The organism is Shewanella waksmanii ATCC BAA-643, from assembly GCF_000518805.1.
Taxonomy (GTDB): Bacteria; Pseudomonadota; Gammaproteobacteria; order Enterobacterales; family Shewanellaceae; genus Shewanella; species Shewanella waksmanii.
Genome location: NZ_JAEH01000005.1, coordinates 43,652 through 68,995, shown reverse-complemented (window position 1 = coordinate 68,995; position 25,344 = coordinate 43,652). Strand labels below are relative to the sequence as shown.

The following is a 25,344-nucleotide window of genomic DNA, read 5'->3' as shown; positions in this document are numbered from 1 at the left end:
ATGTTAGAGGGATTAGCGGTTTGGGCCCTGTTTATCTACATTCTGCGTATGGTGGGCATGCCGTGGAATAAATACAGCAAGTCTTTTGCCTATGTCGGTGGCGGCAGCTGGCTGTTGTTTGTGTGGGTTGGATTACTTAATTATGCGCCAATGGATGTCTCTGGTGGCTCTGTTGTACAGTCACCCCATATCCAGTTGAGGCCCGCTTCAACTCAGATTAAGGGGCAAGTAGAAGCGATTCATATCAGTCCCAATCAGCAAATTGATGCTGGACAATTGATTTACGAGCTAGATGATGAGCCTTTCCAAATTGCGTTGAATAAGGCACAGGTACAGCTGCAAGCCGCAGAAGTGATGTTATCGGTGGCCAAAGAGGATGTGAAGTTAGCCGAGAAGCAACGTCAAACTGCCCTGTCTGACATTGATATGAAATTCAATCAATTGAATGCGGCCAAAAAAGATCTTATCTGGAAGCAAAAAACCTTAGCCAGATATGTTGAGCAGAATGACAAAGTCAAAGACACTATTTCCCAGAGTCAATTTGACGAGCAAATCAATGCGGTCGATATTGCGAGTGCACGTGTCGATACCTATACCTCTGAATCTGAGCAAGCTGAGTTGGCGCTTCATAAAAGCCATTTGGACATTGAGAAATCGGAGTTGACGGTGAAAACCCGCAGTGCAGAATTGGCCGGTGAAATTGAAAATGTGGCTCAAGCACAATGGAATTTAGACCATACCAAAGTATTTGCACCTACCGATGGCTTTGTGACTAACTTTATTATGCGCGAGGGGCAACTGATAGGCCTAGTGCCGCGATTACAGATGTACACCAATGAAAAGTACGTTTTGATGCGCGTTAACCACCAAGCTATTCGCAACGTTAAAGTCGGGCAACTGGCTGAATATACTTCCGCGGTATTTCCGGGCAAAATTTTTAGCGCAGAAGTCGAAGGCATAGTGGAAGCGACTGGGGAGTCCCAAGGTAGGCTGTTGGCGCTAGATGATAATGTTCGCCAAACTACGGTGCGCAACGTCAATAATAAGCACCATTTTGTCCGTCTAAAACTGCATGATGCACCGGGCTATGACATTCCTGTTGGCTCGGTTGGACTGGCATGGGTATCAGGTGAAAAGCCGATTGCCTTCTTGTCATTCTTGGATGTGATTCGCGGTATCGTGATCAGGATGAAATCGCAGATCTACTATTTCTATTCGTTGTAGGAATGCAGATGGTAAAAAAGCCAAGCCGATGCTTGGCTTTTTTATTGGCAAACCTGATTTCGGCCTTTTTTCTTAGCCCGGTACAAGGCTTCATCAGCCACTTTCATACATTGATCAAATGTTTGTCCTTTTAGGTGCTCTGCGACACCAATGGATACCGTAACGCTAACCGTTTGCTGGTTTTTACTATTGGCTTTACCACGTGTTTGCTTGGTTTGTTGCTTGCGCTTTTCATCGCGCAACACAATTTGGTATTGCTCAATCGCCTCACGGACTCCTTGTAGGTGATCTAGGGTTTCGTCGGTATTTTTTCTTGGGAAAACAATGGTGAACTCTTCACCACCATATCGGAAAACCTTACCGTTACCGGTTACTTTGGCCAGTTTGGCGGCCACTAATTTCAATACTTGGTCGCCGACATCGTGGCCGTAGGTATCGTTGAATTTCTTGAAATGGTCAATATCAACCATAGCAACACTGTAGGTTCTACCCAACGACAGGACCAAGTTATACAGTGCGCGTCGTGATGGTAACCCTGTTAGCTCATCTCGGTAGGCAAGAAAGTAGGAATCAATCAAAATAGCTAACAAATAGGCCACGGCGACAACGCACAGCAGCACACTGAGCGGCAATAGTTGTGGCTGCAGTGTATGCATGAGCCACAAACCAAAGGTGATACTGATGGCGCTGTTGACTAGATTAGCCTGCCAAACTGTACGGGCGATGACGATGAGTGCAACGAGCCCTATGGGTGCGTATATCTGCACCATAGGATCCAGTGTAATCCCCAGTTTTTGTTGCACAAACAGATTAATGTCATCCAGTCCACGCAGCCAAAGATAGGCTAATCCAAAGCACACAATAATCGCGGCGCCTCTTAATAGACTGTGGGGGGATAACAGCCCTCTATCTTTAGTAAGTAATAGCACGCCAATCACTAACCCAATGGCGACGGCCCACACATCTTGGTACAAGGCTAAGGTGTTATCGGTTAACCACTGTTGATTGACCACACTGTAGTACAGCAATAATAAACCGGCGATATAAGCCAAGCGGCTACGGTTAAACTGAATGGCTAATAGGCTGGTAATGGTCAGTAACCAATAGGGGGCATAATCGATACTCGATTGCCAAGACTGCCAATTTTGCTGGGAAAAGTGCAGCGCGACAATGGCACACAAGGTGATAAGCACTGGCACACCTGCGTAGCGACATCCATGAAAAAATGAGACCAAGATTACTCCCAACTAAACAACTATTTTGCGTAAATACCGTTTCCTACTTCAACATATCAACCGCTGTTGCGCATTTATGCGGTAGGTTTTTATTAGTAGATCGACACTGAGAACATCAAATGAAGTCGATAATAATATTTGTACGTGATTGTGGTTAATAAGTCTATGTTATCTCAGCGTTGGCCACTACCTAAGGCTGCAATCAATAGCAGGTAATCGTTGACGACTAAGGCAATTAAATTTATCTAGCAGCATTAGACAGAGTGACCAAAACCAGCTTAACTAGTTGTTATCACCGTTGGTTAGACAAGGACACGCAGATGAAAATATCGAGTTACCAACCGGGGCAACCTTGCTGGATTGAATTGGCCAGTACTGATGCGGCTTCAGCAAGGCACTTTTATGCGGCACTATTTGATTGGGGCCTTAATGATATGCCGATCCCTGAAGGGGTTTATACCATGTTCACCATTGATGGCGATGATATTGGTGCCATGTATCAAATGCCACCTGAAATGTCTGAGCAGGGAACGCCAACGCACTGGGGAGTTTATTTTGCGGTAGATGATGTTCAATCTAGCGCTAACGTGGTCGAGCAGCAGGGAGGCAAGATAGTGATGGGGCCTCATGATGTTGGCGATGCTGGTAGCATGGCGCTGTGCCAAGACCCGGAAGGGGCGCACTTTTCACTTTGGCAAGCCAAGCAACATATTGGTTCGGCGCGTAAGGATGAGGTTAATACCTTGTGCTGGGTTGAATTAGCTTGCCGCGACAGTGCTCAAGCCAACGCTTTTTATACCAAAGTGCTTGGCTGGCAAACTCGTGTTTCAAAAATGGCCGGCATGGATTACACCGAGTGGACTACCGCGGCAGGCCCACAAGGCGGCATGATGGAGATGACCGAGGAGTGGGGTGATATTCCTGCCCATTGGATGAGTTATTTTATGGTGGAAAACTGTGATGCGGCGGTGGCCAAAGCCACGGAGTTAGGTGGCCAAGTGTGTGTTCCCCCAACCGACATCGAAACTGTCGGTGGGTTCTCAGTGATCAACGACCCTCAAGGTGGGGTATTTTCGGCCATCACACTTAGTCCACAAGCGGCCTCGTAGCTACGGGTATTGCGATAGCATAAAGCGTTGCCCGCAAGAGCCTTTGCGGGCATGGCTACCTTGGCGCAGCAATTGCGAAATTGCTCCGCCACTGATCTGTTTTGGCAGCTGCAACTGGATCTCCACCAGTTGGCCTTGGCGGCATTGCAAACTGACATGACGATAACTGCCTTGGCCGAAGCTTGTATCTAACGCCCGATTAAACTGACTGCGCGACACCGTTTTGCCTCGATTGGCCTGCACAAATTCTTGCACTAATGTGGATTGATTGACCTGCTGGGTTAACTCAATAGCCAGCTGATAATATTGCTGCGCACTACTATCTCGACACGTGCCATGTTTCCACCATTCATGACGTTGCAGACAAGTACCGTATGCCGCACTGGGCATGATTTGATGCAGTTGCTCGCGGGTATGCTGGCTTAAATCGATTTTAGGGTAGTTGCAAAACTGCGCAGGTTGCTTAGTTACCTCTCCACAGTAGCCATAACTGATATCGCATCCTTGGCGGTTAGGCCATAAGCCATGCAAGCTAAATTGTTTAGCACTGAGTTGCTGATTGTTGCTCTGCTGGCATTCGGTGCGCTGACTGCCACGGGTCTGACAAAAGCCGGGTTGCCAGCTTAGCGCGAGCACATGGCTGTCATATTGCTTGGCTATTTGACATTGCGCCGTATTATTGTTGGTTTTTACAGCAGATACCGGTGTGTTGCCTGCAATATCGGTGCAATTAGCCGCAATCCAGCGCAATGGGTGTGGTTGCTGCTTTGTGTCGACTCGCACCCATGTGGGGGCTTCTTGCGGGCCTAATGTTTGCTTTACCGCGTAGCGACTACCTACAATCGCTTGCCGGTTGTCTGGATTAGTTTGCTTGTTTTTCGATTGGTACAATGGGCAGCTAGCGGTGATACTGATGTTTGCGCCAAAAGCCGATAGGGTTGATAAGCAAAAGAGCAATAGCGTGAGTAGCAAGCGGTAACTATTGAGCATAATAATGAATCGTTAACTCTAGGATTGCTTAACTTAGCATAGAAAATACCGAGCACGGCAAAGGCCGTGCTCGGTAATGTGACTAAGCGGCGAGTTTGCGTTTATAAATCAGTAAGTAGATTGCCGGTAATACAAACAAAGACAACAATGGCGCGGTTATCATGCCGCCCACCATAGGTGCAGCGATTTTCTGCATCACTTCGTTACCCGTGCCTGTGCCCCACATGATCGGTAGCAAGCCGAAGAAAATGGTGGCGACGGTCATGGCTTTCGGGCGAATCCGCATCACGGCACCATGGACTAGGGCTTCAACTAAGTCTCGCTGTTGACGGTAGTTGCCCGCTAGTTGTCGGTCTTTAATGGCATTGTTGAGGTACACTTGCATGACCACACCAAATTCAGCCGCGACCCCAGCCAGTGCGATCATTCCCACCGAGACAGCCACCGAAAAGTTAAAGTCCAGCGCATATAACAACCAGGCACTGCCGACTAAAGAAAACGGCAAGCTGAGCATAATCACACTCGCCTGTACAAACGAGTTAAACGTCATCATCAGCAGCATGAAAATCACTGCCACCATGAGGGGAATAACCAGCTGCATTTTTGCTTCGACTCGCTGCATATATTCATATTGTCCGGCAAAACTGTAGCTGTATCGTGCGGGAAGATTGACTTGTTCATCTAACGCAGCACGCGCCATTGTGATGTACTCACCAATTGAGATATCTTTTAAATCGACAAATACCCAACTGATTAAGCGGCCATTTTCACTGGCCAACATAGGCGCACCGTCACTGACTTCTATGGTGGCGAGATTACCCAGAGGGACATACTTACCTGTTTTAGTCAGTACCGGTAGATCGCGCAGCTTTTCAATACTGTCTCGCAGTTCACGTGGATAGCGAATATTGATTGGGTAGCGCTCTTGCCCTTGTATTGATTGACCCACTTGCATACCGCCAATGGCCATTTGCACGACATCTTGAATGTCCTTTAAGGTCATGCCGTAGCGAGCAGCATTCTTCAAGTTAGGGTCGATGTCGATATAGCGTCCACCACTGGTGCGCTGGGCGAAGGCTGACATGGTGCCCGGTAACTGACTGACTACAGCTTCTATTTCAGTACCAATACGTTGCAGCTCGTCAATATCGGCACCGGAAATCTTGATGCCAACAGGGGTACGAACGCCGGTAGAAAGCATATCGATACGGGTCTTAATCGGCTGGACCCAAGCATTGGTCATGCCGGGTACGCGTACCGTTTTTTGTAGCTCAGCAATGATGCCTTCTAAAGTCATGCCTTCACGCCAAGTTTCTCTTGGATTGAGCATGATGGTGGTTTCCAGCATCGTCAGCGGCGCCGGATCGGTTGCGGTCATCGCGCGGCCCACTTTACCAAACACCCGTTTCACTTCAGGAATTGTTTTAATGAGCCTGTCGGTTTGCTGCAATATTTCCGCCGCTTTACCGGAGCTAACGCTAGGCAAGGTAGTGGGCATGTATAGCAGATCACCCTCTTCTAGCTCTGGCATAAACTCACTGCCCATTTTACTCATAGGGTAGAGAGCACTGGCCAACGCCATCAGAGCCAGCAATAGTGTCACTTTGGGAAAACGTAGTACCAGTCGAAGTGTGGGCTCATAAATGGCAATCAGCACGCGACTGATAGGGTTCTTGTTCTCGTCGGGGATCTTACCGCGAACAAAATAACCTAATAGCACTGGGATTAAGGTGATGGCCAAAATGGCCGATGCCGCCATCGCGAAAGTTTTGGTGTAGGCGAGTGGGTGGAATAACCGTCCCTCTTGTGCCTCTAACGCAAATACCGGTACAAAACTCAAGGTAATGATCAGCAAGCTGAAAAACAGTGCCGGTCCCACCTCTATTGACGCTTTACGCACCAAATCCCAATGGGCATCGCCCGTGGGGGCTTGGCCGTTATGTTGGGCGCGATAATGCTCTAAGTGCTTATGCACGTTTTCCACCATCACGATGGCGGCATCTACAACGGCGCCAATGGCAATGGCGATGCCGCCTAAACTCATGATGTTGGCATTCACCCCAATCATGTTCATGACAATAAAGCTGATTAAGATGGATATCGGTAGTGAGATTATCGCCACCAATGTAGAGCGGGCATGCAGTAGGAAAATGAGGCAGATGAAGCCAACCACGAGCATTTCTTCAATCACTTTTTGCTTGAGGTTGTCGACTGAGTTAAGGATGAGCTCAGATCTGTCATAGGTAATCACCAGCTCGACTCCGTCTGGCAGACCATTTTCTACTTCTTTGAGCTTAGCTTTCACATTGTTGATCGTCGCTAAGGCATTCTCGCCATAGCGCATGACCACAATTCCGCCAACCACTTCACCTTGACCGTCCAGCTCAGCAATACCGCGTCTTGCAGCTGGACCGGTACGTAATTGCGCCACATCTTTCATCAGTACTGGAATGCCAGAATCAGACACGATGCCGAGCGGGATCTCTTCAAAGTCAGCCAAGGTTTGGCGGTAGCCCGATGAGGTGATCATATACTCAGCTTCGGCCATCTCAATGACCGAGCCCCCCGTAGAGCTATTAGAGTTGTCCAAGGCATTTTTCACGGTCATCAAATCAATTTGATATAGCGCGAGTTTATGCGGGTCGACAATGATCTGGTATGACTGCTCCATGCCGCCTATGGTGGCAATTTCAGATACCCCTGAGACACTTTGCAGCTCTAACTTTAAAAACCAGTCCTGTAAGGATCTAAGTTGGGCTAAGTCATGCTGGCCTTTGCGATCAACTAAGGCATATTGGAACACCCAGCCGACTCCGGAGGCATCGGGACCGAGTGTCGGGGTGACGTTTTCTGGTAGCTGGGCCTGGGTTTGTGATAAATACTCCAATACCCGTGATCGTGCCCAATATATGTCGGTGCCGTCTTCAAAAATAATATAAACGTATGAATCCCCAAACATAGAAAAGCCGCGTACGGTTTTTGCTCCTGGTACGGCTAGCATGGCGGTTGATAACGGATAAGTGATTTGATCTTCAACCAGTTGCGGGGCTTGGCCCGGGTAAGAGGTTTTGACGATCACTTGTACATCTGACAAGTCGGGAAGGGCATCAAGCGGTGTCATCCGCACTGCCTGATACCCAATAAGTGCAACGACAAAGGTCAGCAATAGCACCATGGCACGCTGTTTAATCGAAGCGCTAATAATTTTTTCTAACATAGCGAACTCCGATTAATGATGTGCATGAGGGTCAGACTCAGGTGCCTGACTATTACTGCCGCTCAAGCGTTGTAATGTGCCTTGAATACTGGCTTCAGAGTCAAGCAAGAACTGTCCAGACACAATGACTTTATCGCCTTCATTTAGCCCTTCAATGATCTCGGCATGGCCCTGGGTGATAATGCCAACTTTAACTGGTACCGAGGCAAAACGAGTGTCATCGCGCTGTACGACCACACGGTTTTCACGACCGGTCAGAATAAGCGCTTCTGTGGGAACAGATAACACTCCGCGGCTGGGACCACCGAACAGCTTGACGTCAACCAAGGTACCAGGTTTGAGCATTTTATTGGGGTTATCCAATTTGATTCGCACGCGCATGGCTCGGGTGACAGGGTCGAGTTCAGGATAGATATAGTCGATGCTTGACTCGAGATCGAACAATCCTTGCGCTGAAGAGGTGACCTCCACAGGGCGACCTTGCTCTAACCAGCTCTGTTCATTCTCAAATACATCAGCAATAACCCACACGCTGCTTAGATCGACAATCTCGATTAAGGTGTCGCCAGGTTGCACATACATGCCATGGCGCACGGTGAGCTGACTAACAAATCCATCTTGGTCGGCATAAAAAGGTACCCGGTAGATGGTTTCGCCAGTGCGTTCTAGTTGTTTAATGGTGGCGTCATTCACGCCCAATAATTCCAAACGTTGGCGTGCTTTTCTCAGTAGTACATTGCCGCGGTTTTTATCTTGCTTTAAGTAGTCCTTGGCCTGCATGTAATCATCTTGGGCGTTGATGAGCTCGGGTGAGTAAAGCTCATACAGCAACTCGCCTTTCTTCACCCGCTGGCCCACATTGTGGACATGCAAGGTTTCAATCCAACCCGTTACGCGCGTATGGACATGACCAATGGCATTTTCGTTGTACTCTACAGTACCTATGGTTTTGACTAGCTTCCATAGCGTGCCGCGTTCAACGGTTTCACTGCGCATGCCCAAAGCTTGCTGCATACCACCGTTGACGCCGACGACCACTTCTTCTCCGGCTTGGCCGCTGGTAGAGACTTGCTCTAAATCCATGCCGCAGATTGGGCAGCTGCCCGGTTCATCTGAAATAACATGGGGGTGCATGGGGCACACGTATTTAATATTGCTGCTATTGTCATTGCTGGCAACGAGGGTGGGTTTAGGCTGATCCAATACTGATTGCGGCTGAGCATCAGTTTCTTCTTCCTCTTCTTTGCTGACTAAAAACATATTGCACTTTGGGCAGCGGCCCGCTTCATGGCTGGTGACGTCTGGGTGCATTGGGCAGTAGTACTTAGCCTCATTGCTGTGATGATGCGTATCAGCTTGTGCGGTATCAGCTTGATCGCTAACTAAAAACATATTGCATTTGGGGCAGCGGTCATTTTTATCACCGGTGACTTCTGGGTGCATTGGGCAGTAATACTTGGCCTCATCGCTGTGATGATGTGTGTCAGCTTGTGCGGTATCAGCTTGATCACTAACTAAAAACATATTGCACTTAGGGCAGCGGTCATTTTTATCACCGGTGACTTCTGGGTGCATTGGGCAGTAATACTTAGCCTCATCGCTGTGATGATGTGTGTCAGTTTGCGGGGAATCAGCTTGATCGCTAATTAAAAACATATTGCACTTGGGACAGCGGTCATCTTTATCACCGGTGACCTCTGGGTGCATTGGGCAATAGTAGTGCGCATCGCTAGGTGCCGATTGTGCTTGCTGGTGTTGATGTTGCTCATGCTGGTGGCCATTAGCCATCGACATGTGTGGGGTAAAAAACAGTGTCAGCCCGACTAGATAGGTTACTAGCGGACGACTTAAATTCAATAAACTCATAATGCCTCAACTCCACTTAGTTACTTAATGATGCTTGTGCGGTTGAGCACTAGCAGATTTTACGGGTTCGAGGTTCATACCACATTTAGGGCAAGTGTCGCCTTTTTTACCTGTGACTTCAGGATGCATCGGGCAATCATATTGGGCTTGTGCGTGATGCTGTCCTTTAGCTGGGCAGTTTTGGCACTTATGCTCTGCATTCTCAGAATGAGGGCACTTTTTGGCTTGCGCGTGTTGACCATGAGGGCAGTTTTTACACTGCTCTTTTTTGGCGTGTGGGCAGTTAGGGTGTTGGCTATCAGCAGCAACTTTCTTGGCGGTTAGATCCATACCACATTTAGGGCAAGAGTCGCCCTTAGCGCCTTGCACTTCTGGATGCATTGGGCAGTGGTGGCTTTGGTTTTGTTCGCTGTGATGTCCGTGTGCATGCGCGGATACCTGTGGCGCCATAGCCAAAACAAGAAAAGCTGATACGACTAAGCTGATTATGGTTTTCATTTACTCACTCCATCATGATGATGGCCTTTGCTGTGTTTACCAAAAAAGCATCTGGTAAGACAAATTCAGGCTAATATAAATAACCGCAATTAATATCAGTAGTAGCATTTTTCTGCGTCATCGCAGCACTAAGCATAGGGGCCGATAGGCATACACTCGGTGTAAACTAACTCACATCAATTGTGATTGATATAGACATTTTTTACTAAGAAATTTCCCATTACTGGGTTGAACCAAGTTGCAGTTTAGGCAATTGGAGGGCGTAAATTTCTCGGTAATGAAATAGAGTGGAAATGAGGCATTTGAGTGGCCGTCGCGATTTGTGAACCGACAAAACCTGGCCAAGATTCTATCGTTAACAAGGTACCAGCAACTGATATCACTAGGCAGTGATTACAGTCTCCTTGGCAAAACCCTTCGCCTTCACAACAATTTGATTGCTGTTGAGCCGCTGACTGCATTTGGTCACAACAGTGGCTTTGGTCAACGGCATTGTTGCTGTGACAATCGGCTTGTTCCATCATCTGCATAGCGGGCATATCTTCACTGGCATGGGCAACGTTTATCATCGCGAAACCATTAGACAACAAAGTTTGACCCACAAGGGCAAACAAAGTCATGGTGACGAGAAAATGGCGTCGAATAGCAGTAAACATATTGATTCCAACTAATAAGATGGTTCAAGTTTATCACGAAGCAATCTTGCTGCGTTGATTTAATTCACGTTTTGATTAATCAACGCAGCTTTTTGTGCACATTTAGTGTGTGATTACTGCTTGGCAAACAACAGTTGTGCCATAAGTTGGTGATGGGTCATGAGTGTGACCTGCTCACCTTGGCCTTGGGCGTTACGCAAGGTTAACATAGGTTGCTCGAGGAAGTCGTAGGCGTCATCTTCAGAGTATATCTGCGGCAACTCCAGTTGGTAATCGCCTTCATCGGCAAACTTAACCAACAGATATAACGGATCTGATTTCACCCAAGCGCCAGAATCGTCGGCATTGGCGGCAAAAATATCGTGATATTGAATCTCGATAAGTTGCTGCCCTTGTTGTAGGTCAACCATTTGGCTGTGGCCATTATGTTCACCGTTGACGCCGGTAACTTTAATGGTGTCAGGAAACGCGAGTGTAGTCGCATTAGCATTCAATGTTGCAAATAAACCAGTGATAAGTGCAGTTTTTAGTAAGGTATTCATAATAAGCTCCAAAATCGTGTTAGCTGGCTTCAGGGTGTAGCGATCCAATATCGCTGTCAGTGGCTGAAGCAATCATTTAATTTGTCGATAGATAAATAAGTGATAGGGGCTAAACGGTTATCGGTGGTCGATGAATGGGGGCTAAAAATGCCGTCTCGGCATACCAAATATATAGCACTAGCGGATAATGACTGCTTGGCTGAGCAAGGCTCATGGGATTATGCAGTAACATAGCGCTGGCGCTAGCACAGTGAGTTAAACAATTGCCACTACTGAGCATTTCACATAATGCATCACAATCTATTTGTGGAACATTGGCGTGAGCATTGGGTGTGTCACAGTGCTTGCTATTGGTCAGTGATAGCTCAGTAACGCCATCTTGTGGTGACCAAACATCATTAGATAGCGGCTCAGCTAATTCAGTGTGTTGATGAGAAGCAGCGTGCAGGAAACTCGGCATCGCCATTGCTGGTGTGAGCAGTGCCTGCCCAACCAGTGCGATAATTAAGAGTCCCCGTATCAGTTGCTGTTTCATCATCTGCAATCAGGTTTAACTGTGAGTGTGTTGACAAAATAGACCGCTAATACTCGAATTTAGTTTCATAAAGATCGGAAATTTCTTCGCAGATTTGCCCGTTTTTCTTAGCTTATTAAGTATTTATACAAATCAAAAAACATGAAATTCTAGAAAATTCATTTGTTTAAGCACTAAACCTTGCAGAAAATAGGTCTATGCATTAGCTTTAGGTTTAGCGAAAGTACGTTTTGAGCAATACGTTTTTCTCGCTTTTGGAAATTAGAGTTAGAGCTAGCTCTCATTTTGCGCTATTAAACCCAGATTAAAATTGGTTAATGGGTTTATAATCTAACCATAGAGATGAAGTGCTGTAAGAATATAAAATAATCATAGTTTTGGAGAAGAGTGATGAACTGGCGTGCACTATTTAAACCGAGCGCGAAATACTCAATATTAGCCCTTTTGGTGGTTGGTATTGTAGTGGGTGTTGTGGGCTATTTCGCTACACAACAAACTTTACACGCAACCAGTACAGATGAGTTCTGTATGTCTTGCCACAGTAACCATTCTTTGAAGGATGAAGTACTGGCTTCGGCTCACGGTGGTGGACGCGCAGGTGTGACTGTTCAATGTCAAGATTGTCACTTACCTCACAACCCAGTTAAGTACCTAGTTAAGAAGATCATCGTATCGAAAGATCTATATGGTTACCTAACGATTGACGGTTTCAACACTCAAGAGTGGTTAGACGAAAACCGTAAAGAGCAAGCAGACCTAGCGCTTAAGTACTTCAAGGGCAATGACTCTGCTAACTGTACTCACTGTCACACTCGTATCTACGAGAACCAGCCTGAGTCAATGAAGAAAATGGCTAAGAGAATGCACGAGCGCAACTTCCAAAAAGAACCTGCGGATCGTAAAACTTGTGTAGACTGCCACAAAGGTGTTGCTCACGTTTATCCAAAAGGCTAATCGCCAACTGAGATAAAATAGCAATACGCTGTCATAAAGCCTCAACTATGTTGGGGCTTTTTTGTGTCCGCTTGTGACTATCTCTAGTCGACAACAGCCATGAAACTGATTAGGTTATATTGGTAGGAAGTTGTTTGGATAGACTAACCAGTGAGGGTTCAATTTTGGTGCGTATTTCCGTGGGGGACTTAACTCACCCCCAAGTGATAGCGCTATTGGAAGCGCATTTACAAGATATGCATGCGACTTCACCCATTGAAAGTGCGCATGCATTAGATGTGAGTGAGCTCAATCATGCTTCGGTGACATTTTGGACCCTGTGGCAAGGTGACCAACTTGCTGGCTGCGCAGCAATAAAGCAATTAACGCCGCAACATGCCGAGATTAAGTCTATGCGCACCGCAAATGCTTTTCGCAAACAAAAAGTGGCGGTGACCTTGTTGAAACATCTATTGCGACAAGCGGCGAGCCGGGGTTACCAGCGCTTAAGTTTAGAAACCGGCAGTATGGACTTTTTCATTCCTGCGAGAAATTTATATCGGAAATTTGGTTTTGAGGAGTGTGGGCCTTTTGGGGATTACCAATTGGATCCCCATAGCGTATTTATGACCCGGAAAATAACTGGCTCGCTGTAGATCAGTTGTGTTTATCGCTACTGAGCACTTTCTGGCGGTAGCCAATTAAAGCAAATGCGCCAAAAGCAAAAACCTGCAGATAGTCAGCGGCTTTGAGAGTTAAGTAGGACTTAAAAAGGCTATGAAAAATGGCTACCTGAAACAGGTGCATCAATGCGGTGGCTGCCAGCAAAATGTTTAATATGGTGCCGATCTCCCCTTCAAAAGGCTGAATGAGATTAATGGCCATTAATAGCCATGCCCCTAAGGTCAACATTTTACCGATCATGATTACCAATTTCATATAGCCTATCTATCTACTGCATTGTAATAATTGCACTGTTAGCCGCCATTAAGTTAAATCACTATGTCAGGGGCAACATCATCTACCATGGGGTTTATATTGTTACGCTTGGTATTGATATAAGCGATATATCACCTGGCCGGCTTGCTTTTCTTTCAGCATCACCCAATCGCTGGGTACCTCAAGTGATTGCAGTTCACTTTCAGTTTCAACATAGATTTGTGCGTTGTTATTGAGCCATTGATGTTGACGCAGTCGATCTATGGTTTGCTCTGCTAAGCCTTTGCGAAAGGGTGGGTCGATATAAACGATATCAAATCCTTGTTCCGGCGGCTGCTCAAGTACTTTAAGGGTGTCGCCTTGTATAACCTCAGCCATAGCGGCATCACATTTAAGGGTGGTTAAATTATCTTGTAACTGCTTAGCGGCACTTTTTTGTAGTTCAATAACTTTAGCAAACTTAGCATAGCGCGATAGTGACTCGAAAAATAACGCGCCACTGCCACCATAGCAATCCAACACGCGGGCGCCAGTTACGTCGCCAGCTAACCAATTAAACAAGGTTTCTCGAACACGGTCTGTCGTTGGGCGCAAGCCCTCTAAATCATGGATGGGGAGTCGTCGCGAACGCCACTGTCCTGAAATGATCCGTACTTGTCCGCTCGAAGGTCGGTTTTTTGCCATAGATGTACACCGCCATTGCTTAGATGTTGTCCGGCTACTGAAAGTGCTAGACTGTTTTGCTAAATTTAGCTCGCTATTTTACCCCAAAGCCACAGCAAATAGTGAACCGCTGTGTGTTATTGATGTGCGGCGAGCAGTTTTATGGCATTTTCCTCGCTGTGACAGGTTAATTTTTGTGACGATTGGGTATAATGCCCCCCACATAAGTGCCCACTTCATTTCCCGTGGGAGAGCATTTTTCAAGTCAGTTAGTTGAGTACTGGTATTACACATGGCAAAAAAAGGTTTTTTTTCCTGGTTTCGCAAAGATAAGTCGAAAGAGGAAGTTAAGGCAGCAGAGGCTGAGAGCACCACACCAGTAGAAGCTGACCAATCAGCAGATAATCCAGCTGAAGTAGAAGGTGTTGCTGCCCAGCAGGCAGAGCAAGCAGAAACCGAACGCCTTGAACAGGAGCGTATTGAGCAAGCACGTGTTGAAGCTGAACGTGTCGCTGCCGAGCAGGCAGAACAAGCGCGTTTAGCGGCTGAGCGAGCAGAGGCCGAACGCCTTGAACAGGAGCGTGTTGAGCAAGCACGTGTTGAAGCTGAACGTGTTGCTGCTGAGCAGGCAGAACAAGCGCGTTTAGCGGCTGAGCGAGCAGAGGCCGAACGCCTTGAACAGGAACGTGTTGAGCAAGCACGTGTTGAAGCTGAACGTCTTGCTGCTGAGCAGGCAGAACAAGCGCGTTTAGCCGCTGAGCGAGCGGAGGCCGAACGTCTTGAACAAGAGCGCCTTGAACAGGAACGTGTCGAAGCTGAACGTGTTGCTGCCGAGCAAGCTGAACAGGCTCGTCTAGCGGAAGAACAAGCAGAAGCGGAGCGTCTTGAGCAAGAGCGCCTTGACGCTGAACAGGCGGCACAAGTACAGCCAGAGCCACAGGCTAAACCTAGTAAAGAAGGCTTTTTTGCGCGCCTTAAGCGTGGTTTGAAGCGTACCAGTGAAAACATTGGTAGCGGCTTTATTGGTCTATTTAAAGGCAAAAAGATCGATGACGACCTTTTTGAGGAGCTCGAAGAGCAGTTACTGATCGCCGATGTTGGGGTTGAAACCACAACCAAACTCATTGATAGCTTGACCGAGCAAGCCAGCCGCAAACAGCTAAAAGACGGTGAAGCACTGTATGAGCTGATGCGTGAAGAGATGCAAAATACTCTAGCACCGGTTGATGTGCCATTGGTGCCTGAAAATAAAGACGGCCCATTTGTGATCTTGATGGTGGGTGTCAATGGCGTGGGTAAAACCACCACCATTGGTAAGTTGGCTAAGCAATATCAATCACAAGGTAAGTCGGTGATGTTAGCGGCAGGGGATACTTTCCGTGCTGCAGCGGTAGAGCAACTGCAAGTATGGGGTCAGCGTAATGATATCCCTGTTGTCGCCCAGCATACTGGTGCAGACAGTGCCTCGGTATTGTTTGATGCACTGCAAGCGGCTAGAGCTCGGAATATTGATATCTTGATCGCCGATACCGCCGGTCGCCTGCAAAATAAAGCCCACTTAATGGATGAGCTTAAGAAAGTGGTGCGGGTGATGAAGAAACAAGATGAGTCGGCCCCCCATGAAGTCATGCTGACCTTAGATGCAAGCACAGGTCAAAATGCCATTAGCCAAGCGCAGTTGTTCAAAGAAGCGGTGGGCGTGACCGGTATTACCATAAGTAAACTAGATGGTACGGCGAAGGGCGGGGTGATTTTTGCGATTGCCGATAAATTTGGTATTCCAATCCGTCACATTGGTGTTGGCGAGCAAATTGACGATTTACGCACCTTTAATGCCAAAGATTTTGTTGATGCGTTATTTAGCCAAGCAGAAGAAGACAAGTCTGCCTAAGGTGATAAGATTTAGGTTGTTTTTTGCAAAGCTAGGTCGTTCACGTTAAGTTGCAGGAGCGACATAATACAAAATCTATAATATTGGGTAATCATGATTCGATTTGAGCAAGTAAGCAAAGTCTATCCCGGTGGACAAAAAGCGCTCTCAGACGTGAGTTTTCATTTACAGCGTGGTGAAATGGCGTTTTTAACCGGCCATTCTGGTGCGGGTAAAAGTACCTTGCTCAAATTGATCACTGTGATTGAACGTGCCAATGCGGGTCGCGTATCGATTAATGGTCATGACATTGCCAAAATTAAACGCAGTGATGTGCCCTTTCTACGCCGTGATATTGGCATGATTTTCCAGAACCACCATCTGCTCATGGATCGCAGCGTGTTTGATAACGTGGCCTTACCGCTGGTTATCGAAGGTTTTTCCCATAACGAAATTAAAAAGCGGGTGCTGGCGTCATTGGATATGGTGGGCTTGTATGGCAAAGAACGCCACAACCCAATCATGCTATCTGGTGGTGAACAGCAGCGGGTGGGGATTGCCCGAGCGATTGTGAATAAGCCACCATTGCTATTAGCCGATGAGCCTACCGGTAACTTAGATCCTAAGTTATCGATGGACATTCTCCGCTTGTTCGAAACCTTTAACGACGCGGGTACCACAGTGTTGATTGCCACCCATGATTTAGGGCTGATAGCGCGAATGAAGTACCGCACGTTAACCCTAAAACAGGGACGGGTGCTGGGTGGAGAAGAGCTCAGCAGTCACGTCAACGTGCCGGCACAGTGAGGTAAATAGTTTATGACTCAGCAGCCTCAACTAAACCGCAGCAAGCTCCCCCTATCTGGGCGAATAGTGATGTTCTTTATTCGCCATATTCAACATGCCATGGCGAGCATGGGTGAGTTATGGCGTAACCCGTTGTCGTCGTTAATGACCATGGCAGTGCTAGGGGTGAGTCTCAGTTTGCCTGCTGCACTGCAAGTGTTGGTAAAAAATGCCGAGACAGTGACGGCTTCGTGGAACAGCGCGGCAGAGATTTCGCTGTTTATTAATGAAGGCCGCAGTGAGCGAACTATCCAGAGTTTAATCACCCGAATCGAAACCTATCCAGAAGTCAGTGACGTTAACTACATCAACCGTGATCAAGCACTGGAAGAGTTCCAAAGCTTATCTGGGTTTGGTGAGGCATTGGCTTACCTAGATGAAAACCCATTGCCGGCAGTCGTGACTGTGACGCCGAGTTTGAAATATTCCAGTCCGGCTGGTGCTAGACAGCTGCTGGGCAAGCTTGAGCAAGAAGCTGAAGTGAGTTTTGGTCGCTTAGATATTGAGTGGCTGGAAAGATTGCAAGCGGTTGTTAAGCTATTAGAGCGCACGGTGTTGGCCATTGCGGCATTGTTGGTGCTCGCAGTGGTGCTGGTGATTGGGAATACCATTCGTTTAGCTATCATGAATCGCCGCACTGAGATTGAGGTCATGAAGCTGGTGGGCGCCACTGAAGCGTTTATTCAGCGTCCTTTTTTATACACAGGTATTTGGTATGGCGTGATTGGCGGCATATTGGCTTGGATGATTATTAATCTACTTGTGTGGTACCTCGATGGGGCATTGGCTGAATTACTTGGCTTATATGGTAGCCAGTTGCAAATGCAGGCATTAACCTTTACCGAGCTTGGGCAATTGGTTGCTTTAGCATCGTTTTTAGGTTGGTTGGGCTCCTACCTTTCGGTCCGCCAACACCTTAGAGCCATCGAGCCTTCGTAGGGTTAATTTGCCCTTAGATGAACTATTTTTCATTTGCAAAGTCTATTAAATTGCGCAAAATCTAATTTGTGATATCGCCGACGGTTGACATCACCGATGAGATCGCCGATAGTTCATCAGCTTGGCTCCATTGAAATGATTATTTTGAGCCACACAGCATGGGTGTCATCAACACTTCATGTGACTAAGCTAAGTTTAACCCAGTAGTAAAATGAAAGTAGGAGCGTTAATGACAAGTCAAACGCAATCAATGGCACTGATGGTACCCCAAAGCTCTAGCAGCTTAGAGGCGTATATCCATTCTGCTCACAACATCACTATGTTGGAGGCGGAGCAGGAGTATGAGCTTGCAAAACGTTTGCAAGAGACCGGTGACCTGCAGGCTGCGAAGCAGTTGATTATGTCTCACTTACGGTTTGTCGTTCATGTGGCGAAAGGTTATTCGGGATATGGTCTGCCGCAGGCGGATTTAATCCAAGAAGGTAATATCGGCTTGATGAAAGCTGTTAAACGCTTTGACCCAGATGTTGGGGTGCGTTTGGTTTCATTTGCTGTGCACTGGATTAAAGCTGAAATTCACGAATACGTATTGAAAAACTGGCGTATTGTTAAGGTGGCTACCACTAAAGCCCAGCGTAAATTGTTCTTTAACCTTCGTAAGGCGAAAAAGCGTCTAGGTTGGTTTAGTGATGCTGAAGTGGGTATGGTTGCTGAAAGCTTAGGCGTATCTAAGTCTGATGTGACTGAGATGGAGTCGCGCATGGCGGCCCAAGATCCAGCATTTGATTTAGCCAGTGACAATGATGACGACCAAGACTATGCTCCCATGCATTACTTGGAAGACCATTCATCAGATCTTGCTGCTCAGGTTGAAAACGATAACCTAGAAGCCAATAACCAAGCGCGATTATTGTCTGCGATTAAGACATTAGATGAGCGTAGCCAACATATTTTGCAAGCTCGCTGGTTAAATGATGAAAAGACCACATTGCAAGAATTGGCTGAAACCTATCAAGTGTCTGCTGAGCGTATCAGGCAACTTGAAAAAAATGCCATGAATAAGCTGAAAGGGCGAATGGAAGCCTAATTAAGCTATATTTTGCGCCTAAGTACTGAATCTAAAAAACCTGCCACTGGCAGGTTTTTTGCTATTTGGCTGCTGGTGGTGAGGCTAATACGGCAGCGATTATCGCTTTACGCGATATCTTTAACCCTGTTTGCGGCACATTAGGCCAAGGCGAGTAATGTCGTGGGCGCTTAAAGCGGGCTATTTTGGCTTGCAGAAATTGATCCAATTGAGATTGCTCAATACCTGAGGCTGCAATGGGGCCTTTTACTATGGCGGCTGGTAACCAGCCAAATCGGTCATCTTCAATTGGATAGACAATGGCGTCATCAATCAATGGGTGACAACATAGCGCCTGTTCAATCTCTTCAGGTTGAATGTTCTCGCCACCACAGATAAACATATTGTCGCTCCGACCTAAAATATGCAGTTGGCCATTATTAAGCCACTCGCCACGGTCTTGGGTATCAAACCAACCTTCGGTATCGACAGGGCAGTACCAGCCTTGGTGACCTTCAGCATTGCCTTGCGGATACAGATAGCCTTTAAACAGGGTTTCACCTTTCACGTAAATGCGTTGCTCAACCAGTTTGAGTTGCCGATAGCTCAGTAGCTCACCACTGCCGTGAAGGTTGGCATCGCCAGTGGTAATTTGCGAGCTCATCTCTGTCATACCGTAACTGGTATAGGCGCTACAGCCTAGTTGTTTTAATTGCTGGGTTAAGCTTGTTGCTACCGCTCCGCCACCGAGTGGCAGCGCTTTTAGCGATTTAACCTGTTGTGGATTGTCGGCTAATAACTTAATGAGCTGCGCGGCCACCAATGACAAATGCGATAGGGAAACCGCTTGTAGCTGCTCGGCGAGGCTGGCTGTCGGGATCGGCAACACTACAGCCGCTCCCGCTACGGCGCAGCGATTCACAATCGCTAGCCCACCGATATGAAACAGCGGCAATGACAGCAGCCAAGCATCGCCGATACTCAGGTCAATGAGCTGCGCCGAGCCACGCGCACTGGCGACATGATTATCCATGCAGTGCACCACACCTTTAGGCGTGCCGCTTGAACCAGAGGTTAGGATCACATTGCTACCACGTTGCCAGTCAAACTGGCCAGCGTCGTTGGCCGCTGAACCGTTGTCGGCAGATAAGTCGATGTCGACTGCAGTGCTATTTTTAGGCCGCAGTGACTGATACTTCAGACTGGTCCAGCAATATTGATAGTGATATATGTTGGCTAAGTCAGTGACTTGTTGTGCTGGGAACTTGGCCGAAATAGGGCAAAACAGTACGCCTATCTCAACACAGGCCCAATACAAGATGATTTGTTCTAGGGAGTTGTCATCTGTCACCATGAGGCGGCTATTTAGCGTTAACCCTTGCTGACTCAATTGCTGCGCGACACTGAGCACTTGTTGGCTTAATTGCTGATAACTTATCGGTTGATAGCTCGCGCTAGCCGCATCCCAATATTGCACTGCAACTTGGTGTGGCCATCGCTTTGCAGCTTGATGCAGTGGCGATATTGCGCAGCTCATCTTTAAGCGCCTGTACTTGCCAAAGGGGTGAGCTCTTCAAAGCCTAAACAGGGTTTGTTGCCAGTGGCGATAATAATATCTTGGCTAAATGGCGCCAAAGTATCGATGCCCGGGGCTTGGTCTGGGCTTAATTGCACGCTTAAATCTTTGAGCATGTCTATTCCGAGGCTTGATTCTAAACTGGAGCTGAGGATGACGTTGACGCCATGTTCATAGGCCACAGAGGTCCATTGCTGTATTGCTGTAATATCCCCAAGTAACATAGGTTTAATGACAACAGCAGCTAGTCCGTTTAAGGCGGCAAATTGGTAATCAGCACTATTGAGGGTTTCATCGAGTGCAAACGGCACATCGACCGCTTGGTATAGGGCAATATTATCTTCGATGCAGGCGCAAGGTTCTTCAATATATTCAATTGCGGCTAGCGGTAAGCAGGCGATGAAATCGATGGCATCGTTAAGAGCAAAGCCTTGATTGGCATCGAGTCGTAAGCGCAGATCGGGTCTGACGGCCAAAATGCCATGAATCATGGTGATTTCATCTGTCATTGCCATTTGAGCCACTTTAACTTTTACACGAGTGATGTCATCTGGGAGCTGGCGAACTCTCTCTTGCAGCGCAGTAAGCGATTCATCATTGGCTTGGTAAAGCAGTGGGATAGCAATGGGTGTTTGTCGGGCTTTGGGTAACTGATTAGTGAGCTTAGCATGCAGCATACTTAACCCATAGGCTAACGAAGGCAACTTAGTTGCTGCCGCAGCGGATTGTAGCCCTTCGACACCTTGTTCGGCCAGTTGCGGCAACAGATGCAGCAGCTGCTGTTCCACCTCGGTGAGGTTTTCTTGGCTAAAGTCCTTTATTGGCTGGCCATCAATATCGACACCTGATAACGGTGCAATTTCGACATAGTGGCGCTGCTGTTGATAATCTGCGGCTAAAACTAAGCCGTGGCGCTCGTTGATACGTTGTGCAGCAACAGGTAAGTCGCGCGACAATGGCACATGATAGCGAGCTAGGTGCAGCGTCAGAGAAGTCATCAGGCGTCCTTAAGTAACTGAGCTAACAATGTTTGGTTAAACAAGGTTGGCTGGGCAAGGTGGGCATTGTGGCCCGCCGCATTAATTATGTGCATGTGCAGTTGGGTTTGCTGCTGCCAGCGTTGCCCTAGGGCAAGAAACTTAGCATCTTGATCGCCCACATAGAAATGGCTAGTTCCGATAATTAAGTCAACAACAGCCATTAAATCTTGTTGATTAGCTAATGAGGTGGCGCGATACATTTGTGCTAGTGCATTTGGGTTATTCGCGCTGCGGCGAGTCACTAAGTCGCGACGTTGTTGCTCACTGAGCTCGGCAAACACGCCCTGTTGATACCAAAGCTGTAGAAATTCAGCTATCGGCAGGGTGGCGAGTTTTTGCGCCCATAATGCATCTGATTGCGCTCGTGCCTGTCTATCCTGCTGGTGAATTAACCCTGGATGACACGACTCTAAATGTAAACTTAAGATCTGCTGCGGTGCGCGCTTGGCAATGTCCAAAGCGATGCGGCCTCCGAGTGAATAACCAAGTAAATGAAACTGGCTAACCCCGAGTGCGTGTAAATCAGCCAAAAGGGCGCTGACCACATCATCAAAGCTATCAATGTTGCGTGGTGGGTGATGACCATGACCAGGCAGGTCGATACAAATACAGTAAAACTGCTCGCTTAACGCCGCCACTGTTGCTTGCCAGTCCAGCTGACTACCCAGAAAACCATGCAACATGACAAGGGCGGGCTGTTGGCGTTGGCCAAAGCAGTTTATATGAGCTGCCATTAGTGTTGTTTTATCCAGCTAGCAAGGCGGGCAATTTGCTCACTGGCCTGATGTTGGCTGACGCTGACTTCAATGACGGAGGTGCCTTGATAGCAACTGGCTTCGCGATATACCGCTTTGAAGGTGTCAATGTCATCGACTTGGTTGTAGGGCAAACCAAACATGGCTGCCGCATAGCCAAACTCTAGCCCGTGGGCTAAGCGGTAGTAGTCACTGCGCAGCTTTTCGTCCGGAACGGGCAGCAAATTAAAGATATTGCCGCCGTCATTGTTGAGTATTACCACAATGAAGGGGCCCTGGCATTGCTTAGCAATCGCCAATGAGTTGAGGTCGTGTAGCTGTGAAATATCACCAATAATCAGTGTAGTGGCCTGATCTTGGTGCTGACTAATACCACAGGCTGTTGCCAGCAAACCGTCAATACCGCTGGCGCCACGGTTGGTGTATACCTTGGGCCAAGCCGGACTTATCGGCGCAAACATATCATACAGCCGCACGGGTAAACTATTGCCAATAAATAGTTGTTCACAGTGCTGACTGATATGACGTACTACCGCTGCTTCACCAAGCTCACCGTGATCGATCTGTTGCTCAAATAACTGCTCCATAGTTTGATTGAGCTGGGTAAGACTAAGCGCCCACTGAGCTTGTGATGAACGTGGCCAAGGCAGTTGGCAGAAATGGGCTAACTCAGATAGCCAAACTTGCTTGGTATTATGGTGCGGATCTAAACGTTGTTGATGAGGTAATACTTGCCAGTATTCTTTCCATTTCTGCTCATCAATAAAGCTCATTAGGCGTTTAGACAGTAAACGACCACCGAAAACCAATACTTTTTCTGCTTGGCGCAGCAGTGCGGTCGCTTTGGGCTGGTGCAGTAATTGATCAATGTGACCGATCACTGCTGGATGCTGCCGCAGTTGTGATTGGGCATCGGCCACAATCGGCCACCCCAGTTTTTGCGCCAGCAAGACCAATTGTTCAGGGTCACTTTCCGGCGCTAAGGTGCCAGCCACAATCACGCCTTTAGCGTGAACAAATCGCGCTAGCATATCATTGGCAGGAGTGGCTTGTGTTGGCTGCGTGACATATTGACTGTAGGGCGCATGACCATGTTGCCAATTGCCTAAACTGGCAAGGTAGTCAGTGAAGTCATTGCTCATTTGACTCGGATACAACGGCTCTCGATACATACAGTTAATATGTACAGGTCCTGATGTGCTCGCGAGCGCATTGTCTACACTGGTCAATAATACTTGCGGGGCGATACTTAACTCTGCGGTGGGGAGGTTGAGCTGCACTGCATAGTCGGCAAAAATTCCTGTTTGATTGATTGCTTGATTGGCACCGCAATTAATTAGCTCTGGAGGCCTATCTCCTGAAAGGACAATCAAAGGCACTTTAGTGAGCCAGGCCTCAACAATAGCCGGATAAAGGTTAGCCACCGCAGTACCTGAGGTGGTGATAATCGCAACTGGTGCTTTGCTGGCTTTCGCCAAACCGAGTGCTAAGAAGCCCAAACCGCGCTCATCAAAATGCAGGTGTTGTTTTAGTTTGGTTTGTTTCGCTGCCGCGAGCGTGAGCGGCGTTGAACGTGAGCCGGGTGCAAGGCATACATGTTTGGCGCCCAAACGAGCCAACTCTTCTAAAATTAGCGTGCCCCACAATAGGTTGAGCTCAGCGGTCTTATTGATCTGCATAGTATTTACCTAACTTATTGACCTAGTAAGTTTAACGTGATTTTGGCTCTAGGAGTATGCCTAAGCGTGTTTTTACTGTGCGAGTGGATAAGGGACGTTAGCGACCGTTGCTGTAGCAATGAGGATTTGGTTAATCAAAGCAGTTTTTACTATGACCACATAGAATACAATCTATTTGTTGTTGTCGATTTTATCGACATTAAAAGTTAGCTTTCTGCCTTAGTTATCCATTGTTAAAGGTGTATTTAAATTATACCTATAAGTCTGAATTGGCCAATAATTTAAAATTGCCCAATATTAACTCTGTTACTGTAATTATATCTAATGTTGAAGTTTCTAAACTTGGCATTATTAATATATTTCAGCATGTAAAATTCTTCGATAAACATGAACTCGATCTTATATTATTAAGCGCTTAAATAATTTTATTTTAACAATTGTATATAGCAGAATTAACCAATGCTGGCATAAGAAAAACTAATGCTATGCGTAAGGTTATGTTTTATTGCTATTTGTTGTTCTTCGTCAGTTGAGCGCTAATGCTAATCATTATCAATCATCATGTGCTGCCTATCACTTTTATTTAGTTTTTTTGTACCGCAAGACATTTGCTTAATTTGCATTTTAACAATCTGAAATTCCCTTGATAAATACATTAGCATTGCTCTCGAGTTATTTTGCTTTTTCGATGTTTTAGTGTCGGGTTTTTAATGTTGATCTAATTCACTTGTTGCATTTCGCATGAACTGAGTGTTGCGGTCATATTTTACGATTTTCATATCACTTTATTAAAGCAAACGACTCCCCTTATTAAACATGCAATCTATATACATTTAAGGTGTATTTATGAAATGGTATCGATGTTATATAGCCGTATTAAGCACCCTCCTCAGTTTGGGATTGATATCTAGCGCCCAAGCTACCCCATGGGACGACCTCAGCAGTGATCAATTAGAAGCTACCTTGGTGGAGAAATTTGCCGCAGGTGAGTACTCACCTAAAGGCGCAGACTCGTGTTTGATGTGTCACCGCAAAAGTGACCAAGTGATGGCGATTTTTGATGGGGTACACGGTCAAGGTAACAGCAGTGAATCGCCGATGGCTGGCCTGCAATGCGAAGCCTGTCATGGCCCGCAAGGCAATCATAACAAAGGCGGCAAGGAGCC

At 47.1% G+C, this 25,344-nt stretch carries 22 protein-coding genes and 1 pseudogene; 9 read left to right on the top strand and 14 right to left on the bottom strand.

Annotated elements, in window-relative coordinates:
* Complete coding sequence (locus L865_RS0103055) at positions 1-1,224, top strand: HlyD family secretion protein (protein ID WP_028771881.1); 1,224 nt, start codon at positions 1-3, stop codon at positions 1,222-1,224.
* Between the two features lie 41 nt (positions 1,225-1,265).
* Here L865_RS0103055 and L865_RS0103050 read toward each other — a convergent pair whose 3' ends face one another.
* Positions 1,266-2,459 (bottom strand): GGDEF domain-containing protein, encoded by a 1,194-nt coding sequence (locus tag L865_RS0103050; protein ID WP_028771880.1) that lies wholly within the window; start codon positions 2,457-2,459, stop codon positions 1,266-1,268.
* A 320-nt stretch (positions 2,460-2,779) separates the two neighbouring features.
* On the opposite strand from L865_RS0103050, the gene L865_RS0103045 reads away from it, so the two are divergent.
* Positions 2,780-3,568: a VOC family protein gene (locus L865_RS0103045; protein WP_028771879.1), complete on the top strand. Its 789-nt coding sequence runs from the start codon at positions 2,780-2,782 to the stop codon at positions 3,566-3,568.
* On the opposite strand, the gene L865_RS23005 is transcribed toward L865_RS0103045, so the two are convergent.
* The 7 genes from L865_RS23005 to L865_RS0103010 form a co-directional block, all read right to left on the bottom strand.
* Positions 3,569-4,558: a ribonuclease T2 family protein gene (locus tag L865_RS23005; RefSeq protein WP_051484414.1), complete on the bottom strand. Its 990-nt coding sequence runs from the start codon at positions 4,556-4,558 to the stop codon at positions 3,569-3,571.
* Positions 4,559-4,640: 82 nt separating this feature from the next.
* On the bottom strand, positions 4,641-7,775 hold the full coding sequence (locus tag L865_RS0103035) for an efflux RND transporter permease subunit (RefSeq protein ID WP_028771878.1): 3,135 nt from the start codon (positions 7,773-7,775) through the stop codon (positions 4,641-4,643).
* Between the two features lie 12 nt (positions 7,776-7,787).
* The gene (locus tag L865_RS23000) at positions 7,788-9,641 is read right to left on the bottom strand and encodes an efflux RND transporter periplasmic adaptor subunit (RefSeq protein ID WP_084632456.1); all 1,854 of its coding nucleotides are present in this window, start codon (positions 9,639-9,641) and stop codon (positions 7,788-7,790) included.
* 24 nt (positions 9,642-9,665) lie between these two features.
* Complete coding sequence (locus L865_RS0103025) at positions 9,666-10,139, bottom strand: heavy metal-binding domain-containing protein (protein ID WP_028771877.1); 474 nt, start codon at positions 10,137-10,139, stop codon at positions 9,666-9,668.
* 245 nt (positions 10,140-10,384) lie between these two features.
* Positions 10,385-10,795 carry a hypothetical protein gene (locus L865_RS0103020; protein WP_028771876.1) on the bottom strand — a complete coding sequence of 137 codons (411 nt, stop codon included), beginning with the start codon at positions 10,793-10,795 and terminating at the stop codon, positions 10,385-10,387.
* Positions 10,796-10,908: 113 nt separating this feature from the next.
* Entirely contained in the window at positions 10,909-11,337 is a 429-nt protein-coding gene (locus tag L865_RS0103015) for a DUF2057 family protein (protein WP_028771875.1), read from the bottom strand.
* A gap of 109 nt (positions 11,338-11,446) precedes the next feature.
* On the bottom strand, positions 11,447-11,875 hold the full coding sequence (locus L865_RS0103010; RefSeq protein WP_157577411.1) for a hypothetical protein: 429 nt from the start codon (positions 11,873-11,875) through the stop codon (positions 11,447-11,449).
* 387 nt (positions 11,876-12,262) lie between these two features.
* Here L865_RS0103010 and L865_RS0103005 point away from each other — a divergent pair, with 387 nt between their 5' ends.
* Both L865_RS0103005 and L865_RS0103000 read left to right on the top strand, forming a co-directional pair.
* Entirely contained in the window at positions 12,263-12,826 is a 564-nt protein-coding gene (locus L865_RS0103005) for a NapC/NirT family cytochrome c (RefSeq protein ID WP_028771873.1), read from the top strand.
* A 167-nt stretch (positions 12,827-12,993) separates the two neighbouring features.
* A complete protein-coding gene (locus L865_RS0103000; protein WP_028771872.1) occupies positions 12,994-13,461 on the top strand; it encodes a GNAT family N-acetyltransferase in 468 nt (155 codons plus the stop codon).
* Between the two features lies 1 nt (position 13,462).
* On the opposite strand, the gene L865_RS0102995 is transcribed toward L865_RS0103000, so the two are convergent.
* A complete protein-coding gene (locus L865_RS0102995) occupies positions 13,463-13,744 on the bottom strand; it encodes a DUF1145 domain-containing protein (RefSeq protein WP_028771871.1) in 282 nt (93 codons plus the stop codon).
* A gap of 102 nt (positions 13,745-13,846) precedes the next feature.
* The gene (rsmD, locus tag L865_RS0102990; protein ID WP_028771870.1) at positions 13,847-14,428 is read right to left on the bottom strand and encodes a 16S rRNA (guanine(966)-N(2))-methyltransferase RsmD; all 582 of its coding nucleotides are present in this window, start codon (positions 14,426-14,428) and stop codon (positions 13,847-13,849) included.
* A gap of 271 nt (positions 14,429-14,699) precedes the next feature.
* On the opposite strand from rsmD, the gene ftsY reads away from it, so the two are divergent.
* The 4 genes from ftsY to rpoH all read left to right on the top strand — a co-directional run bounded on the left by ftsY (position 14,700) and on the right by rpoH (position 19,149).
* Complete coding sequence (gene ftsY / locus L865_RS0102985) at positions 14,700-16,298, top strand: signal recognition particle-docking protein FtsY (RefSeq protein WP_028771869.1); 1,599 nt, start codon at positions 14,700-14,702, stop codon at positions 16,296-16,298.
* Between the two features lie 93 nt (positions 16,299-16,391).
* Complete coding sequence (ftsE, locus tag L865_RS0102980) at positions 16,392-17,084, top strand: cell division ATP-binding protein FtsE (protein ID WP_028771868.1); 693 nt, start codon at positions 16,392-16,394, stop codon at positions 17,082-17,084.
* Positions 17,085-17,096: 12 nt separating this feature from the next.
* Positions 17,097-18,062 (top strand): permease-like cell division protein FtsX, encoded by a 966-nt coding sequence (ftsX, locus tag L865_RS0102975; RefSeq protein ID WP_028771867.1) that lies wholly within the window; start codon positions 17,097-17,099, stop codon positions 18,060-18,062.
* Positions 18,063-18,291: 229 nt separating this feature from the next.
* Entirely contained in the window at positions 18,292-19,149 is an 858-nt protein-coding gene (rpoH, locus tag L865_RS0102970) for an RNA polymerase sigma factor RpoH (protein WP_028771866.1), read from the top strand.
* Positions 19,150-19,210: 61 nt separating this feature from the next.
* On the opposite strand, the gene menE is transcribed toward rpoH, so the two are convergent.
* Genes menE through menD form a run of 4 tightly spaced genes read right to left on the bottom strand, consistent with a single transcriptional unit; the run spans position 19,211 to position 24,178 of the window.
* Positions 19,211-20,665: an o-succinylbenzoate--CoA ligase gene (gene menE / locus L865_RS0102965; RefSeq protein WP_028771865.1), complete on the bottom strand. Its 1,455-nt coding sequence runs from the start codon at positions 20,663-20,665 to the stop codon at positions 19,211-19,213.
* Positions 20,666-20,667: 2 nt separating this feature from the next.
* Positions 20,668-21,702, bottom strand: a complete 1,035-nt coding sequence (gene menC / locus L865_RS0102960; protein ID WP_028771864.1) for an o-succinylbenzoate synthase — start codon at positions 21,700-21,702, stop codon at positions 20,668-20,670.
* Entirely contained in the window at positions 21,702-22,478 is a 777-nt protein-coding gene (gene menH, locus L865_RS0102955) for a 2-succinyl-6-hydroxy-2,4-cyclohexadiene-1-carboxylate synthase (RefSeq protein ID WP_028771863.1), read from the bottom strand. The genes menC and menH overlap by 1 nt, the downstream gene beginning before the upstream one ends.
* On the bottom strand, positions 22,478-24,178 hold the full coding sequence (menD, locus tag L865_RS0102950; RefSeq protein ID WP_028771862.1) for a 2-succinyl-5-enolpyruvyl-6-hydroxy-3-cyclohexene-1-carboxylic-acid synthase: 1,701 nt from the start codon (positions 24,176-24,178) through the stop codon (positions 22,478-22,480). Before menD ends, menH begins: the two co-directional genes overlap by 1 nt.
* Positions 24,179-25,024: 846 nt before the next feature.
* Between menD and L865_RS0102945 the strand changes: the two are divergent.
* Positions 25,025-25,344, top strand: a pseudogene (locus tag L865_RS0102945) (multiheme c-type cytochrome); the annotation flags it as partial.